Here is a 17,007-nt window from a genome sequence, read left to right on the forward strand (position 1 = left end):
TATAATGAAGGCATGGGAAAGGGGCCGAGATAGTGCTAGAACATGAGAAAGACATATGGCAGCAAGGTTTCACGGCAATAGCAGGTATAGATGAGGTTGGTCGCGGTTGCCTATTTGGGGATGTCGTGGCTGCCGCGGTTATTCTTCCGATGGGACATGTACTTGAAGGTGTAAATGAATCCAAGAAGCTATCGGAGAAGAAGCGCGAACTTTTGTTCGATCAGATAATGAATGAGGCTATATCGGTTGGTGTTGGCATTGTCAACGTAGATGACATAGAAGCAATAAATATCAAACAAGCATCAAGACTAGCCATGAAGCGAGCGGTAGAGAAACTGGATCAAGTACCGGATTATTTACTAGTTGATGCTGAAAATGTGGACATAGATCTACCGCAATCGGCCATCATTCATGGGGATGCGTTAAGTCAATCCATCGCGGCTGCTTCCATCATCGCCAAAGTGACGAGAGATCGAATGTGTGCGGAATGGGACGAGCAGTATCCAGAATACGGAATTGCCGTACATAAAGGTTATGCGACAAAGCACCATCGAGAGATGCTCATGAGATACGGGCCGACGCCGCTACATAGGAAATTATTTATTCGTAAAATTATGGCTCAGCTAGAAGCGCAAGAGAACGAAGTGCAAAACGAACAGCTCTTATTTGATTTCATCTAAATATTAAGATGTAACGAAAGTGGCATCAAACGCCGATAATATACATACGTGTAATTAGATTTGAGGTGAGCTGTGTGAATATTAGTGGATTAATTCGTAACTTGGTAGGGGATTTAACGGCGGCTGATCCGAAGACGCTCGAATTAAAAGTTGGACAAATTGTCAAAGGTGTCGTGCTTCAGCTCCTGAGTGAACAAGAAGCGCTAGTAAATATAGGTGGAACACAAGTTCGTGCGAAATTGGAAACTCCTCTCAAACAAGGTGATGTTACCATGCTGCAGGTTCAACCGGAATCTAAGGGCGGTCAAATTATTTTGAAGCCGCTTGTTGCTTCTGACGTGCAGATCGCGGATGACTCGCTGGGTGAACTTTTGAAGGCTTTTGAGATAAAGGATACGGCAGGCAATCGTCAAATGGTTCAGCAGATACAGCAAGAAGGCATTCCCGTGTCCAAGGAAAATGTAAAGGCATTTGAGTCAGTGATGCGTGAGATGCCCCAAGGGGGCAATAAGGAAGAGTGGCTGCAAGCGGCCGTGTTAGCCTCTAAAAAGGGGTTGCCGCTTACACCTGCGACAGTGGATGCCTTAAAGCAAGTGACGACTGGCCCTCCGGCGGGCCAGGTGTTGGAGAAGCTCGAGCAGCAGGCGAACGCGCTGCTTGAGCAAGACCCGACACACCCTGCGGCGGATACCGCCAAGCAGGTTGTGTCGCTGCTCAAGGAGCTGCGGGCGACGGCCGCCGCTGTACGTCCTGCGGAGCCGGCTGCGCCAGCCTCCGCCGCGGACGAGCCTGCGGCTGCGCCGCCGCAGGCGAATGCACCAGCTGCTCCGCAGGCTGGTGGCACTACCGTGGCTGCGCCGCGTGGCAGCGAGCCTGCGGCCGCTGCCATTGCAGCCCCGCCCGCCGTGCCAGCAGCGGGCGAAGAGCCTCCCGCGCCGCCACCTGCTGGCGCGGCGACATTGGCCGCCTCGGCGAAGCCGGCGGCCGATACCGTCCATGCTCATGCGCACGGCGCTGAGCCTGTGAAACAAGGCGAACCGCTGCAAGCGGGTTCGCCAGCGCCTGTGCCTGTGCAAGCCCCCCCTGCGAAGCAGGAGGGCGGGCTTGCCCCTAAAGAGGCGCAAGTTAGTGCGCCTCTAGAAACGCCCAATACTGATCTAGAGACAAACTGGATCAGCAAGATGCTCAAAGCCGTTGGCGTTGAGCATGAATCGCATGTGGCCGCCAAGCTAGACGAGCGCGGCAATGCTGTGCCAGTGCGCCAACAAGCGACGGATGACTCCTTTTCGCTAATTCGCACTAACACCTCTGAAGATCAACAAGGCGATATCGCTAAGCCAGCCACAGAAACCCTGAAAAGCCTTTTGCTTCAACTTACAGCATCTGACGATACACCTGCGCCACTTAAAGAAGCGGCACAGCAAGCGGTCAGTCAAATTACGGGGCAGCAGCTTATGTTGACGAATGACAAGAATGCAATGTTTACCCAAATGACCATGTTTGTCCCCTTCCTGGACAACACGGGTCAGCAAACAGCAGCTATTCATATACAATCCCGTAAAGGAAGCCGTGGCGAGGTAGATGCAAGCAACTGTCGTCTTTTGTTTGATCTTCAGATGAAGGTGATGGGCAATACGTTACTCGATGTTCAAGTAGTGAACAAAATTGTTTCATTGAACATTCACAATGATCATCCGGCTCTAGCTGGTTTGATGGAGTCATCCAAAGATGAGATTGCCACTGCCATGAATAGCGTGGGTTATCAGTTTATTTCGTTAAAATGTTCGCCATACCCAAAGCCTCCTGAAATTCAAGAAGGTAAGGAAGAGGTAACTAAAATAGGATCTTTGGACGGTCGCGTAGATTTAAGTGAACTTTATCGCCCTATGACCTATAAAGGGGTTGATGTACGCGCATGAGTCCCCAAAAAAAAACGCTCGGAGAATCACAGCTTACCCCGATAAAGAAAGCAGTAGCGCTGCGGTATTCACCAGAGGCACAGAAAGCCCCAACCCTCATAGCCAAAGGGAAAGGGCATATGGCTGAAGCTATTTTGCAAAAGGCGAAGGAAAGTGGCATTCCGATTCAAGAGGATAAATCGTTAGTTGAGGTGCTATCCAAACTTGATTTAGATCAAGAAATACCGCCGGAACTTTACCAATTAGTAGCTGAAGTGCTAAGTTTTATTTATCGATCCGATCAGCGGATGAAGCCTTCGCGAGGTTTAGATTGATGAGCAAACTTCATAAAGATGATCGCAAAATGTTGGGAAGACAAGGTGAGGAACTGGCGTTCAGTTATCTCGTAGAGCAGGCGTATCAGATTGTTGAGCGGAATTGGCGCTGTCGTTCTGGCGAGATCGATATCATTGCAGAGAAGTCGAATAAGCTCATTTTTATTGAGGTGCGAACAAGACGTCCGTCTAACCGATTCGGTACGGCCAAAGAATCCGTGGACTACCGCAAGCAGGCGAAGGTTCGTGAAATTGCACAATTTTATATGCATCGCTTTCAGAAATACGAGCAATCGATTCAATTCGATGTCATCGCAGTTGAAATGTCGGAAAGTAACACGGATCCGAGAATTATACATATACAAGAAGCCTTTTAACAGTCAGTTAGCCAATGACAAGTCAAAGGGCTTTTCTCATTCAATGTGACTCTACCCACAAATTTGCTTAGATCACAATCTCATCAATTCGTTGGTTTTTATCTAAATTCCGATATTGGATAGCTTCTGCAAGATGAGCGGGGAGAATGCGATCACAACCGTCTAGATCCGAAATCGTGAGCGCTAGCCGCAAAATCCGATCATGCGCGCGTGCACTTAAGCCCAATGCGTCAAATGAAGTACGCAATAGCTGATCACATTCAGGTGTTAATTGACAAATCTCACGCATTAATCTTCCGCTCAATTCATTATTATGCTGAATATCTGTTCCTGCATAACGCTGCTGCTGTCGCATATGGGCCTGCATGACCCTAGCTCGCATTTCACCAGACGACAAATTAGCAGCGTTATCTTTAAGTTGGGCATAGCTGGGCTTTGGGACTTCAATATGGAGATCAATTCGATCGAGAAGCGGACCTGAAATTTTGGAGCGATACTGAACGATCTTAGCGGGACTGCAGATGCAAGCATTAGCTTCTGTTTCAGCACCATAATAGCCACATGGGCAGGGGTTCATGGCTGCGGCTAATATAAAATGGGACGGGAATGTGTACACGGCTCTTGCTCTGGCAATCATCACATAGCGATCTTCAAGTGGCTGTCTGAGTACTTCAAGTGCGTTTCGAGTAAACTCCGGAAGCTCGTCTAAGAAGAGAATACCACGATGAGATAAACTCACTTCACCGGGTTTGGGGATGGTTCCACCGCCAACGAGACCGGCAGCTGAGATGGAGTGGTGTGGAGCGCGGAACGATCTTGCACGCATCAGTGTGGAACGGTCTATCAGCTTGCCAGAAGCGCTGTAAATCTTCGTAACTTCGAGTGCTTCACGGTCTGTTAAAGGCGGAAGTATAGAAGGCAGACGTTTGATAAGCATCGTTTTCCCAGTACCTGGAGGTCCAAGGAGGAGTAGATTGTGCATGCCTGCGGCAGCTATCATCATGGCACGCTTGACCTGATGCTGTCCATTAACGTCAGCATAATCTTCAACATAACCAAGGGGACTAATGACGGAGTTAGAAAAATCGGTTGATTCACGCTCAGCTGATTGATAAATAAATTCGGCGTGGGAACATTTGTTCCAATTTTTGAAATCAGATAGATTCGTAATGACACAAACCTCAACACCTTCAATTAAAGCAGCTTCTTGTGCGTTAGCAGTTGATAGACAAACTCGCTTAATTCCCGTCTTCTTGGCTGCATGGACCATGGACAGAACACCGGGAATAGGACGAAGAGAACCGTCTAGCGCTAGTTCTCCTAGAAATAATGTGGAAGCGAAGCCTTCAACATGCACTTGGCCTGTAGTAATGAGAATGCCAACAGCAATCGCAAGATCGAAAGACGAGCCTTCCTTGCGCAAGTCAGCTGGAGCGAGATTTACAGTAATCCGGTCCATAGGGAAGGTGAAACCACAATTTTTAATCGAAGAACGAACGCGTTCCACGGATTCACGAATCGCTGAATCAGGGAGGCCAACTAGGTTTATTTGAGGTAAGCCACTCGAAATATCGACTTCTACTTCGATCGTGCGTCCTTCAATTCCTTGTAAACAAGCACTCATAACTTTGCCATACATAAAAAACACCTTCTTCTCCATGGAATTCACAGTCGCAAGAACTGAGTTCGAATTGGATAAAAGGTGCTTCCTCATTAATCGATTAATTTCTTTTATTATAATCGCAATTGGTAAAATTACGCAAATATTGTCGATGCACTTTCACGTTTTAAAAATGTGCGACATGCACATACTGGAAGATGAGGTGATGATATGCAGGAAAAACCATATTTTTGTCCCAATTGCCGTTCAAATCGCATTAAATTTAATGTAATCACGAGCTATTCGCAGTCTTTTTTAAAGGATGCACTATCCGGGAATATTACCGAATTCCATGATCCTGGCGTCATTCCTGAGCCTGAGCCAACGATACAGTGCTTAATTTGTAATTTTTCAGCGAATGAAATGCGTTTTATTAAGCAAGCAGAGCGCGAACCTCGGGTAAATACAACACCAACATCGTTTTATTAATCTAGTTGAAGCATGACGTATTTTTCAGTACATGAGAAATACGTTTTTTTTATTTGTGACGTGATAGTTAAATTTTTTCACAGTGAAAGATAAATTTGAATGGATTCACGAAAAAAATAAAGAAACTGTCGAAAATAATGTGATACAATGGTTAGGGCTTGCGAAGAAGTGTGATACTAATTCCGGTAGCAAGATATATTCTCGTGCACAACGTCAATTGGAAATTACACTTTTCCCTGTATAGCACGTATAGAAAGTCCATACTGATAGGAGGATTTAGGAAATGAATATCCATGAGTATCAAGGCAAAGAAGTCCTGAGACAGTACGGAGTCAGCGTTCCTAACGGAAAGGTTGCATTTACTGTTGATGAGGCAGTTGAAGCAGCAAAAGAACTTGGAACATCCGTTGTCGTTGTTAAGGCACAAATTCATGCCGGTGGTCGCGGTAAAGCAGGCGGCGTTAAGGTAGCCAAAAGCCTCGATGAAGTTCGTACATATGCTAGCGAAATACTAGGTAAAGTACTTGTCACTCACCAAACAGGTCCAGAAGGTAAAGAAGTTAAACGCCTTTTGATCGAAGAGGGCTGTGACATTAAGAAAGAATATTACGTTGGTGTTGTTGTTGACCGTGCAACAGGCAGCGTTGTTTTGATGGCTTCCGAAGAAGGCGGTACGGAAATTGAAGAAGTAGCTGAGCACTCTCCTGAGAAAATTTTCAAAGAAGTGGTTGACCCAGCAATCGGTCTTCAATCTTTCCAAGCACGTAGACTTGCTTATGCAATTAACATCCCGAATGAGCTTGTAAACAAAGCAGTTAAGTTCATGCTTGCTCTTTACAAAGCATTCGTTGAGAAAGACGCTTCCATTGCTGAAATCAACCCATTGGTTGTAACTGGCTCTGGCGACGTTATGGCACTAGATGCGAAATTAAACTTTGATTCTAACGCTCTATTCCGTCACAAAGACATCGTTGAACTTCGTGACCTTGAAGAAGAAGATGCGAAAGAAATCCAAGCTTCCAAATATGACCTGAGCTACATCGCACTTGATGGAAACATCGGTTGTATGGTTAACGGCGCTGGACTTGCTATGGCCACTATGGACATTATCAAGCACTACGGCGGAGACCCTGCTAACTTCCTAGACGTAGGGGGCGGTGCTACGAAAGAGAAAGTTACTGAAGCTTTCAAAATCATCCTTTCCGATGAGCAAGTTAAAGGGATTTTCGTTAACATTTTCGGTGGTATCATGCGTTGTGACGTAATCGCTGAAGGTGTAGTAGCTGCTGCAAGAGAGCTAGGACTTTCCCGTCCACTCGTAGTTCGTCTTGAAGGAACTAACGTAGAGCTTGGTAAAAAGCTTCTTAACGAATCCGGTTTGAACATTGTTGCTGCTGATTCCATGGCGGATGGCGCACAAAAAATCGTTGCACTTGTTAAATAATCAAACCTGAGCGGTTTGAAAAATATATAAGGGATGTGAACAATCGATCATGAGTATTTTGGTCAATAAACATACAAAAGTCATTACTCAAGGGATTACCGGCGCTACGGGTTTGTTTCATACCAAAGGCGGTCTAGACTACGGCACGCAAATGGTGGGAGGCGTAACTCCTGGTAAAGGCGGTACTACTGTAGATATCACGTTGGAAAATGGTGAGCTTGTTAAGCTGCCTGTTTTCAACACTGTTGTTGAGGCGAAAAAAGTAACTGGTGCAACGGCATCCGTTATCTATGTACCTCCTGCATTTGCTGCAGAATCCATCATCGAAGCGATTGAAGCTGAGCTTGAATTGGTTATCTGTATCACGGAAGGTATTCCTGTTCTTGACATGGTACGCGTTAAGCGTTACCTAGAAGGTAAGAATACAGTTCTTATCGGACCTAACTGTCCAGGTGTTATTACACCAGGCGAGTGCAAAATCGGTATTATGCCAGGATACATTCATACACCAGGTCACGTAGGCGTTGTTTCGCGTTCTGGAACATTGACTTATGAGGCTGTTCACCAATTGACAACGCGCGGAATTGGACAATCCTCCGCAGTTGGTATCGGTGGAGACCCTGTTAAAGGATCCGAGTTCATCGACATTCTTAAACGTTTTAACGAAGATCCAGATACGTACGCTGTCATCATGATTGGTGAAATCGGCGGTACGGCTGAAGAAGAAGCAGCAGAGTGGGTTGCGGCAAACATGACGAAACCAGTTGTTGGCTTCATCGGCGGTAAAACAGCGCCTCCAGGAAAACGTATGGGCCACGCTGGTGCCATCATTTCTGGTGGTAAAGGTACTGCTGCAGAGAAAGTTGCAACTATGGAAAGATGCGGTATTCGCGTAGCGGCTACACCATCCGAAATGGGTTCAACACTTGTTAGCGTACTTGAAGAAAAAGGTATGCTTGATAAAGTTATCACAAAAAAATAAGCTTCGTTTCACGAAGGTAAGCAACCTTCCATTTCCCTTTATTGGGATTTGGGAGGTTTTTTTATTTTTATCGACATGCATAGATTTGTCATTCTTGGAAGGAGTGTATATACTAATGGATAATCGCAACTGTTTAATTGGCTTGCACGAGCTTGAGGGCATTGGGTGGAAAACGATTCACCAACTCTTAAGTCGTTTCCCTGAACTTCGTGTTTTAATGGAGTTGACAGCGGGTGATATCGCCTCGTGTGGAATCCGGAGAACCATAGCAGAAACTATTGCGACACGATTGACCCCTGCGTTTATTGAACAAAAGATACACCAATATAGAAGTCAAGCGATCCGGATCATGACACGTTTAGATGAGGATTATCCGTTAATTCTGCAAGAAATTGCTCAGCCACCATGGGTTTTGTATATAAAAGGAGATCCTTCGATCTTACATGGTCGCTTGCTTGGTATTGTGGGTACACGAACCCCTACACTGTATGGGAAGAAAATTGCTGAGGAATGGGCAGCTTCACTGTCGCGAGCAGGATTTGGTATTGTAAGTGGGATAGCAAGAGGAATAGATAGCAAAGCTCATATTGGCGCACTGCAGGGAAAAGCGAAAACTGTTGCAGTTCTTGGCTGTGCGATTAATACCATTTACCCACGTGAGAATGCATTGTTATACCGCCATATAGAACAAGAGGGTGTAATTATTTCTGAGTACCCGATTGGCACTGGTATGCACCCAGGTATGTTCCCACAGAGGAATCGAATTATCGCGGGATTATCTTTGGGTGTTACGGTTGTAGAGGCAGCAGAGGATAGTGGATCATTGATCACGGTTGAGTGTGCATTAGATGCTTCACGAGATGTTTTCGCGGTTCCGGGTCCAATTAACTCACGACAAAGCAGTGGTGTTCACAAGCTTTTGCAGGATGGCGCGAAATTAGTCACCTGTGTTGAAGAGATTGTCGAAGAGTATAAACACATGATAAATGTAGATGAAATAAATGTTGCTTTGAAGCAAAAAACGACGTTCATTCTCTCAGAAGATGAGGTCGAAATTGTACGAAAGTTGTCAGATGCACCTGTCTCAATTGACACTCTATTAGAAGATACTCAATTTACGTTTGGACATTTGCATGGAGTTCTGTTATCTTTGGTATTGAAAAAGGCGATTAAACAGCTTCCGGGTTCAACATACATTCGAGCATAGGCTAATCACGAAGTTTTGCTTCTCGCCAAGTAAACTTACCTTGAAACCAAGAGGGGAGGAAGGACGAACCATGGCAGATTCGTTAGTCATTGTAGAGTCACCAGCAAAAGCCAAAACCATCGGCAAATATTTAGGCAGTAAGTTCATCGTGAAAGCATCGATGGGTCATATTCGCGACCTTCCGAAAAGCCAAATTGGCGTAGAAGTCGACCGTAACTTTGAGCCTAAATACATAACAATTCGCGGAAAGGGTTCTATCCTTAAAGAACTCAAAGACGCAAGTAAAAAAGTGAAAAAAATATATCTAGCGGCGGATCCGGATCGCGAAGGTGAAGCGATTGCTTGGCATTTAGCCCATTATCTCGACGTTGGTCCAGATGAACTTTGTCGTGTTGTATTTAATGAGATTACGAAGGAAGCCGTTAAGGATGCCTTTAAAACGCCTAGACGCATCAATCAAGATTTAGTAAATGCCCAGCAAGCACGTCGAATTTTGGATCGACTTGTTGGTTACAAAATCAGTCCTTTGCTTTGGAAAAAAGTGAAGAAAGGACTGTCAGCGGGTCGTGTACAATCGGTAGCGGTTAAGTTAATTCAAGACCGTGAAAATGAAATTAAAGCTTTTGAACCAGAAGAGTACTGGTCGATTACAGCGGTTCTTGATGCGGGCAAAACTGTATTTGAAGCTAAGTATCATAGTCACAATGGTGAGAAAAAAGAACTTCACTCACAAGAAGATGTCGATTTGATTCTTGCTGCTATGGGTAACGAAGCGTTTATTGTAAAAGAAGTGAAAGAGAAAGAACGTCAACGTAACCCTTCCCCGCCTTTTATTACAAGCTCTATGCAACAGGAAGCGGCGCGTAAACTGAATTTCCGTGCTTCCAAAACGATGTCTGTGGCGCAGCAATTATATGAAGGTATCGATTTAGGAAAAGAAGGTACCGTCGGTTTAATTACCTATATGCGTACGGATTCTACGCGGATTTCTCCTATTGCTCAAGAAGAAGCCAAAGACTTTATTATGACGAAGTATGGCCCAACTTTTTACCCTGAGACGCCTCGTCAGTATTTGAAGAAAAATGCGAATGCACAAGATGCGCATGAAGGAATTCGACCAACTTCCGTACTTCGTGAACCTGATCAAATGAAAGCGTTCTTGAGTAAAGATCAGTATCGATTGTACAAGCTGGTGTGGGATCGCTTTGTTGCAAGTCAAATGGCATCCGCGATCTTGGATACGATGACGATTGATTTAAACGCAGGAGAGACTGTATTTAGAGCGAATGGATCGAAAATGAAGTTTGCTGGGTTCATGAAAGTATACGTAGAAAGCAATGATGACGGGACGACAGAAGAAGATAAACTGCTGCCTCCGCTGTCAAAAGGCGATTCATTGCCGAAACAGAGTGTAGAACCGAAGCAGCACTTTACGCAACCACCTCCAAGGTATACAGAGGCACGTTTAGTTCGTGCACTTGAGGAAATGGGTATTGGGCGACCAAGTACTTACGCACCTACACTAGAAACGATACAGAAACGTGGCTATGTGGCGATCGAAGAGAAGAAATTTGTGCCCACAGAGTTAGGTGAGCTCGTCATTCAATTAATGCAAGAGTTTTTCCCGGAGATTCTGGATATCGAGTTCACAGCTCATATGGAAGAAGAGTTGGACTTTGTCGAGGAAGGGAAAGAGGATTGGGTCCGAGTACTGGATACTTTCTATACTTCCTTTGAAAAGCGTTTAGAGTTTGCAGAAGAAGAAATGAAAGAAATTGAGATTCAAGATGAAGTTTCGGATGAAATATGCGAGAAATGCGGAAAGCATCTTGTTTATAAAATGGGGCGTTTCGGTAAATTTCTAGCATGCTCTGGTTTCCCAGACTGCCGGAATACGAAGCCGATCATTAAGGATATCGGCGTTACTTGCCCAACATGTCACGCGGGTAAAATAGTTGAGCGTAGAAGTAAGAAGGGGCGCGTATTCTACGGCTGCGATCAATATCCAACTTGTGATTTTGTTTCCTGGGATAAACCGGTCAATCGGCCATGTCCAGCATGTAGCTCAATGATGATTGAGAAGCGAAGCAAGAACGGTGTTATGATTCAATGTACACAATGTGATCATAAGGAAGAGGCAGTTGACGAATCCGATCACACAGATGATATGAAAGATTAGGGGTGTCTGATTTTGCCAGAAAATCAAAGAGTAACAGTCATTGGCGCAGGATTGGCAGGCAGTGAAGCCGCATGGCAAATTGCCCGTCAAGGCGTGCCTGTTACTTTATATGAAATGCGTAATGTAAGGAAAACTCCTGCTCATATAACGGATCAGTTCGCTGAACTTGTATGCAGCAACTCTCTACGCTCCAATGGTCTAACGAATGCAGTTGGTGTTCTAAAAGAAGAGATGAGAAGGATGGACTCTCTCATTCTAGCTTGTGCTGATGAGCATGCAGTACCTGCTGGAGGCGCTTTAGCGGTTGACCGCGATGGATTCTCTCAAGCAGTCACCAACACATTACGCAATCACCCATTGATTGAGGTTCGTAATGAAGAACTTCAAACACTCCCAGAGGGAATCACAGTAGTTGCTACGGGACCACTGACATCTCCAGATTTAGCTGCAGAACTCAAAGCATTAATGGGTGAGGAGTATTTATACTTTTATGATGCGGCAGCACCTATTGTTGAGAAAGATTCCATAGATATGAATAAGGTATACTTGGCTTCTCGTTATGATAAAGGGGAAGCAGCATACTTGAACTGTCCGATGACGGAAGAAGAGTTCAACGTGTTCTACGATGCTCTTATTACAGCTGAAGTCGCGGAATTAAAGGAATTCGAGAAAGAAATCTATTTTGAAGGCTGTATGCCATTGGAAGTGATGGCGAAACGCGGTAAACAAACTGTGTTATTCGGACCAATGAAGCCTGTTGGTTTGATCAATCCGCACACAGGTAAAATGCCTCACGCAGTAGTGCAGCTTCGTCAAGATAATGCAGCTGGTACCCTATACAACTTGGTAGGTTTCCAAACGCATTTGAAATGGGGAGAGCAGAAACGTGTCCTCCAGCTAATCCCAGGTCTTGAGCAAGCAGAGTTCGTGCGTTATGGTGTTATGCATCGCAACACGTTCATTAACTCACCTAAGCTGTTAGAGCCTACTTATCAATACAAACGTCGTGAGAATCTATTCTTTGCAGGTCAGATGACAGGTGTTGAGGGGTACGTGGAGTCGGCTGCTTCTGGCTTGATTGCTGGACTAAATGCAGGTCGAATGGCGAAAGGACAAGACTGTGTAGTCTTGCCAACTGAAACGACATTAGGAAGTATGGCACAGTATATTACAACTGCAGACTTCAAACATTTCCAACCGATGAATGCAAATTTTGGTTTACTTCCTGCTCTGCCGGAGCGTATTCGGAACAAAAAAGAAAAATACGAAAAGCTGGCAAACCGCGCTTTAGAGAGTATTCAGAATTTTGAGAAAACAATCGTTGAATAAGTTGTCATGAGATGATCCACTGTGTTACTATAAATTAATGTTTTATTGCATTTTTCATTCGTTTGATCATACATTTACCTCTAGATGCGGTCTACTCAACCTTTAGACCTCGCTAGAGGTTTCTCTCATTTTTGCGACCCATAGGCATGGAGAGATCTCTTAACGGAATTGATTCTTATAGAGGGGTGAATCGAAATGGAACCCAATCAAGCAACGTTTCATGCGACAACGATATTTGCAATTCGTCATCAAGGTAAGGGAGCTATAGCCGGTGATGGGCAAGTAACATTTGGCAATAGTATGATCATGAAGAGCACGGCCAAAAAAGTACGGCGTTTACATAGAGGGAAAGTCATTGCTGGTTTCGCCGGTTCTGTAGCAGATGCGATAACACTCTTTGAGAAGTTTGAAGGCAAGCTGGAAGAACACCATGGTAATCTTCAACGGGCAGCAGTTGAGCTAACGAAAGATTGGCGTCAGGATCGTGTGCTGCGGAGACTGGAAGCCATGATGATTGTCATGGATGCCTCGGGACTTTTGTTGCTTTCGGGCAATGGAGAAGTAATTGAACCAGATGATGGCATTTTGGCTATTGGTTCTGGCGGGAGTTTTGCACTATCGGCAGGTAGAGCGCTGCACCGACATGCACCTCAGCTTAGTGCGAAGGAAATTGCCCACGCGGCGTTGACCACAGCAGCTGAAATTTGTGTGTTTACCAACCATAATATTATTGTTGAAGAGATTGAATAAACTAGAACGTATGTTTGTATAAAAAAATAGCACACGCTCTCAATTGATCAATTAACTTTGGCCTACATTTAAGGAGGGTATCACATATGGCAAACAGCTCTCTTACCCCTAAACAAATTGTTCATGAACTGGATCGTTACATTGTGGGGCAGAAAAAAGCGAAGAAATCCGTTGCGATTGCATTGCGAAATCGATATCGGAGAAATCTTGTTGATGAAAGCATGAGAGATGAGATTGTGCCGAAAAACATTCTCATGATTGGACCTACTGGTGTTGGGAAAACAGAAATTGCGCGGAGACTTGCGAAGTTGGTTGGCGCACCTTTTATTAAAGTTGAAGCTACGAAATTCACTGAAGTGGGATATGTGGGTCGTGATGTAGAATCAATGGTACGTGATTTAGTTGAGACATCTGTACGTATGGTCAAAGCAGAACGAATGGAAAAGGTCAAGGATCGTGCGGAGAAGCTCGCTAATGAGCGATTAGTTACTTTGCTTGCTCCAAGTCCTACCCGTACCAAAACACAGCGTAATCCGCTTGAGATGTTGTTTGGCGGGCAAAACAAGGATGAGCAAGAAGAGACGCCGCCTGATTCGAATCTGGCTTCTAAAAGAGCTCAAGTCGCCGAACAATTATCCAATGGTAAATTAGAAAATGATCATGTTGAAATTGAAGTGGAAGACGCAACACCTTCCATGCTTGATATGCTTGGTGGTCAAGGCAATGAGCAAGCAGGGATGAATATGCAAGAAATGTTCGGGAGTCTCCTGCCCAAAAAGATGAAAAAACGGAGATTGCTTGTGAAAGAAGCTAGAAAAGTTCTAACACAAGAAGAAGCGCAGAAACTAATTGATATGGACGATGTGATCCAGGAATCGATCAACCGCGCAGAGCAAAGTGGTATTATTTTTATTGATGAAATTGATAAAATAGCAAGCAGCAGCCGCGGTGGAAGTGGACCGGATATTTCGCGTGAGGGTGTTCAGAGAGATATTCTGCCTATCGTTGAAGGCTCCACGGTTGTGACCAAGTATGGCCCTGTTAAAACAGATTATGTGTTATTTATTGGGGCAGGAGCTTTTCATATTGCAAAGCCATCTGATCTCATTCCAGAGCTGCAGGGCAGATTCCCAATTCGAGTCGAGCTAAGCGATTTAACATTAGAAGACTTTGTTTCGATTTTAACAGAGCCGAAGAATGCGTTGACTAAACAATATACGGCCTTATTGCAAACTGAAGGTATAACGGTTGAGTTTGCAGAGGAAGCTATTCATGAAATTGCTCGTATTGCTGTTGAAGTCAATCAACAAACGGAAAATATTGGAGCTCGTCGTTTACATACAATTTTAGAAAAATTGCTTGAAGATTTATCTTTTGAAGCACCTGAAATTACATTAGAGTCGCTTGTGATCAATCCAGCTTATGTACGTGAGAAACTAAGCAGTATTGTTCAAAATAGAGATTTAAGTCAGTATATCTTATAAGAACTAAGCAGGTTGCAGTTAGTAGGAGGCAGTTACATGAGTTTATTAAATAAAACAAGAAGGCTGAATCGTTTGCTCCAAAAAGAAGCGGGCAATGCGGTTAGCTTTATGGATATGGCAGAAGTACTGAGAGATGTCGTCATCGCAAATATTTATGTGGTCAGCCGCAAAGGTAAAATTTTGGGCTATGCGGTTACGAATGATCCTGTATCTCCTGAAATGAATCAAACGATTCTAATTGAGCGCAGATTCCCAATTGAATCTAATAATTTGTTGCTTAAAATCGAGGAGACCTCATCTACATCGGAGCCAGACAGTCCGTATTTTTATTATACAGACCAGATGAAAGATATGTTTCCAGCGACGCATACAACTTTGGTGCCAATTATTGGTGGTGGCGATCGTTTGGGTACTTTGATTCTAAGTCGAAGTGAAGGTCACTTTATTGATGATGATCTGGTTCTTGCAGAATATGGTTCAACGGTTATTGCAATGGAAATATTAAGAGAACGCGCGGAAGAAATTGAAGAGGAAGCCCGCAGCAAAGCTGTTGTTCAAGTAGCAATTGGCTCATTGTCTTTCAGTGAAATGGAAGCTGTTGAACATATATTCGAGGAGTTAGATGGTAAGGAAGGATTATTGGTGGCGAGTAAAATTGCAGATCGTGTGGGTATAACTCGTTCAGTTATTGTAAATGCCCTGCGTAAACTGGAAAGTGCTGGCGTGATTGAAACGCGATCACTTGGAATGAAAGGCACTTATATCCGTATTTTAAATGAACAACTCATGCAAAGTATTGAACAGATGAAGTCAAAATTGTGATGATATATGGTAAAGCCCTATCTGGTAAAAAGATAGGGCTTTTTTCTTATTGTAACTTAACGTAATATCTTAGATGATAAAGAGTATAAGTCAAAGGTTTACATAATTCTACATATAGAACTATTTTGTATCGGAAATTGAGAATAATGTCGAAATAAGAAGGAATCGATTCTCCCGATGTTGAAATAGTAACTGTATATTATTTAGAGTGAAGGGGAATCGTTTATGTCTATATTAGACAAGCCTAGTTGGAATATGATGGAGCGTTCGCTGGATGCATCGACGCTAAGGCAAAAAGTGGCGGCGAATAACATTGCCAATGTGGATACTCCTAACTTTAAACGTTCCGATGTTGCATTTGAAGAGCTCTTACAAGGACAAATGAATGCGAATACAAATTCAATAGATGGCTTTCGTACAGATCCAAGGCATTTTGTAATAGGGAAATCTACTAAGTTACCAAATTCCGAAGTTATATCAGATAATTCGACGGCAATAAACAACAACTTGAACAATGTGGACATGGATTACGAGATGTCATTGATGGCCAAAAATCAACTTAAATACAATACGATGATTCAACAGATGAACAGTGATTTCAAAAAACTACGTACGGTCATTGGGGGCAGGTAATAAACGATGAGACTTACAAACGGATTTGACATTAGTGCCTCTGCTTTAACTGCACAACGCCTGCGTATGGATGTTGTTTCATCCAATATTGCCAATGCAGATACGACAAGAGCAAAGTTTGTTGATGGAAAATGGATGCCTTATACGAGAAAGTTGGTATCATTCGAGACGAAAGCTCAGCCGAGTTTCGCCCAGTCACTGAATTCAGCGATGGCCGATGGAACTGGTGAGGGAGTACGAGTGAATAAGATATTTGAAGATAAATCTCCGTTAAAACAAGTGTACAATCCTTCTCATCCAGATGCAGATACCAATGGATTTGTCTACATGCCCAACGTGGATATTACCAAAGAAATGGTTGATATGATTTCAGCAACGAGATCTTATGAAGCCAATGTAACGGCATTAAATGCTAGTAAAGCGATGATTACCAAAGCACTGGAAATTGGTAGATAGGAGATTGCAGGATGATTGATAAAATTAGTTACAGTCCAATAAATATAATGAGTTCCATTCAGCCTAAGGATAACGCGGGTGAGGGAGCAGATGATCTTGGTAAGAAATTCGGTTCATTTCTGAATGATGCTATGTCCAATTTAAATGCACAGCAAAAGCAAGTCGATCAGTTGAACGAAAGCTTCATTAAAGGGGAACTTTCAGATGTACATCAATTGACAATTGCCTCTGAGAAAGCTTCATTAGGACTCGAACTTACTGTTCAAGTCAGAAATAAAGTGATCGAGGCGTACCAAGAAATCATGAGAATGCAGCTGTAACTATATAGAGATGCTGCTAAAT

Annotated in this window: 17 protein-coding genes; 16 read left to right on the top strand and 1 reads right to left on the bottom strand. The window is 43.9% G+C overall.

Translation table 11 applies throughout. The annotated features are described in order from the left end of the window. The first annotated feature begins 32 nt into the window (after window positions 1–32). The 4 genes from ACSQ8P_RS15875 to ACSQ8P_RS15890 all read left to right on the top strand — a co-directional run bounded on the left by ACSQ8P_RS15875 (window position 33) and on the right by ACSQ8P_RS15890 (window position 3,290). Entirely contained in the window at window positions 33–680 is a 648-nt protein-coding gene (locus tag ACSQ8P_RS15875) for a ribonuclease HII (protein WP_436236049.1), read from the top strand. 74 nt (window positions 681–754) lie between these two features. After that, entirely contained in the window at window positions 755–2,599 is a 1,845-nt protein-coding gene (locus ACSQ8P_RS15880; protein WP_436236050.1) for a hypothetical protein, read from the top strand. Further along, window positions 2,596–2,913, top strand: coding sequence for an EscU/YscU/HrcU family type III secretion system export apparatus switch protein (locus ACSQ8P_RS15885; protein ID WP_436236051.1), 318 nt, complete (start codon window positions 2,596–2,598; stop codon window positions 2,911–2,913). The genes ACSQ8P_RS15880 and ACSQ8P_RS15885 overlap by 4 nt, the downstream gene beginning before the upstream one ends. After that, complete coding sequence (locus ACSQ8P_RS15890) at window positions 2,913–3,290, top strand: YraN family protein (protein ID WP_436236052.1); 378 nt, start codon at window positions 2,913–2,915, stop codon at window positions 3,288–3,290. The genes ACSQ8P_RS15885 and ACSQ8P_RS15890 overlap by 1 nt, the downstream gene beginning before the upstream one ends. A 67-nt stretch (window positions 3,291–3,357) precedes the next feature. Here the strand turns inward: ACSQ8P_RS15890 and ACSQ8P_RS15895 are convergent, their stop codons facing one another. Beyond that, window positions 3,358–4,929, bottom strand: a complete 1,572-nt coding sequence (locus ACSQ8P_RS15895; protein WP_436236053.1) for a YifB family Mg chelatase-like AAA ATPase — start codon at window positions 4,927–4,929, stop codon at window positions 3,358–3,360. 192 nt (window positions 4,930–5,121) lie between these two features. Here ACSQ8P_RS15895 and ACSQ8P_RS15900 point away from each other — a divergent pair, with 192 nt between their 5' ends. The 12 genes from ACSQ8P_RS15900 (at window position 5,122) to fliE (ending at window position 16,985) form a co-directional block, all read left to right on the top strand. Further along, entirely contained in the window at window positions 5,122–5,379 is a 258-nt protein-coding gene (locus ACSQ8P_RS15900; RefSeq protein WP_056624884.1) for a hypothetical protein, read from the top strand. A gap of 283 nt (window positions 5,380–5,662) precedes the next feature. Further along, a complete protein-coding gene (gene sucC, locus ACSQ8P_RS15905) occupies window positions 5,663–6,823 on the top strand; it encodes an ADP-forming succinate--CoA ligase subunit beta (RefSeq protein ID WP_056624886.1) in 1,161 nt (386 codons plus the stop codon). A gap of 49 nt (window positions 6,824–6,872) precedes the next feature. Then, the gene (sucD, locus tag ACSQ8P_RS15910; protein WP_057315715.1) at window positions 6,873–7,805 is read left to right on the top strand and encodes a succinate--CoA ligase subunit alpha; all 933 of its coding nucleotides are present in this window, start codon (window positions 6,873–6,875) and stop codon (window positions 7,803–7,805) included. Between the two features lie 115 nt (window positions 7,806–7,920). Beyond that, window positions 7,921–9,012, top strand: coding sequence for a DNA-processing protein DprA (gene dprA, locus ACSQ8P_RS15915; protein ID WP_436236054.1), 1,092 nt, complete (start codon window positions 7,921–7,923; stop codon window positions 9,010–9,012). Between the two features lie 70 nt (window positions 9,013–9,082). Further along, window positions 9,083–11,191, top strand: a complete 2,109-nt coding sequence (topA, locus tag ACSQ8P_RS15920; RefSeq protein WP_436236055.1) for a type I DNA topoisomerase — start codon at window positions 9,083–9,085, stop codon at window positions 11,189–11,191. Between the two features lie 12 nt (window positions 11,192–11,203). Next, on the top strand, window positions 11,204–12,520 hold the full coding sequence (gene trmFO / locus ACSQ8P_RS15925) for an FADH(2)-oxidizing methylenetetrahydrofolate--tRNA-(uracil(54)-C(5))-methyltransferase TrmFO (protein ID WP_436236056.1): 1,317 nt from the start codon (window positions 11,204–11,206) through the stop codon (window positions 12,518–12,520). 195 nt (window positions 12,521–12,715) lie between these two features. Next, entirely contained in the window at window positions 12,716–13,270 is a 555-nt protein-coding gene (gene hslV, locus ACSQ8P_RS15930; RefSeq protein ID WP_057315711.1) for an ATP-dependent protease subunit HslV, read from the top strand. Between the two features lie 86 nt (window positions 13,271–13,356). Further along, the gene (hslU, locus tag ACSQ8P_RS15935; RefSeq protein WP_436236057.1) at window positions 13,357–14,754 is read left to right on the top strand and encodes an ATP-dependent protease ATPase subunit HslU; all 1,398 of its coding nucleotides are present in this window, start codon (window positions 13,357–13,359) and stop codon (window positions 14,752–14,754) included. Between the two features lie 36 nt (window positions 14,755–14,790). Next, entirely contained in the window at window positions 14,791–15,576 is a 786-nt protein-coding gene (codY, locus tag ACSQ8P_RS15940) for a GTP-sensing pleiotropic transcriptional regulator CodY (RefSeq protein ID WP_056624907.1), read from the top strand. Between the two features lie 225 nt (window positions 15,577–15,801). Then, complete coding sequence (gene flgB / locus ACSQ8P_RS15945; protein WP_436236058.1) at window positions 15,802–16,209, top strand: flagellar basal body rod protein FlgB; 408 nt, start codon at window positions 15,802–15,804, stop codon at window positions 16,207–16,209. A gap of 6 nt (window positions 16,210–16,215) precedes the next feature. Further along, window positions 16,216–16,665 carry a flagellar basal body rod protein FlgC gene (gene flgC / locus ACSQ8P_RS15950; RefSeq protein ID WP_436236059.1) on the top strand — a complete coding sequence of 150 codons (450 nt, stop codon included), beginning with the start codon at window positions 16,216–16,218 and terminating at the stop codon, window positions 16,663–16,665. Between the two features lie 11 nt (window positions 16,666–16,676). Next, the gene (gene fliE, locus ACSQ8P_RS15955) at window positions 16,677–16,985 is read left to right on the top strand and encodes a flagellar hook-basal body complex protein FliE (RefSeq protein WP_436236060.1); all 309 of its coding nucleotides are present in this window, start codon (window positions 16,677–16,679) and stop codon (window positions 16,983–16,985) included. Window positions 16,986–17,007 lie beyond the last annotated feature (22 nt).

This window comes from Paenibacillus sp. LjRoot153 (assembly GCF_964253085.1).
Classification (GTDB): Bacteria; Bacillota; Bacilli; order Paenibacillales; family NBRC-103111; genus Paenibacillus_E.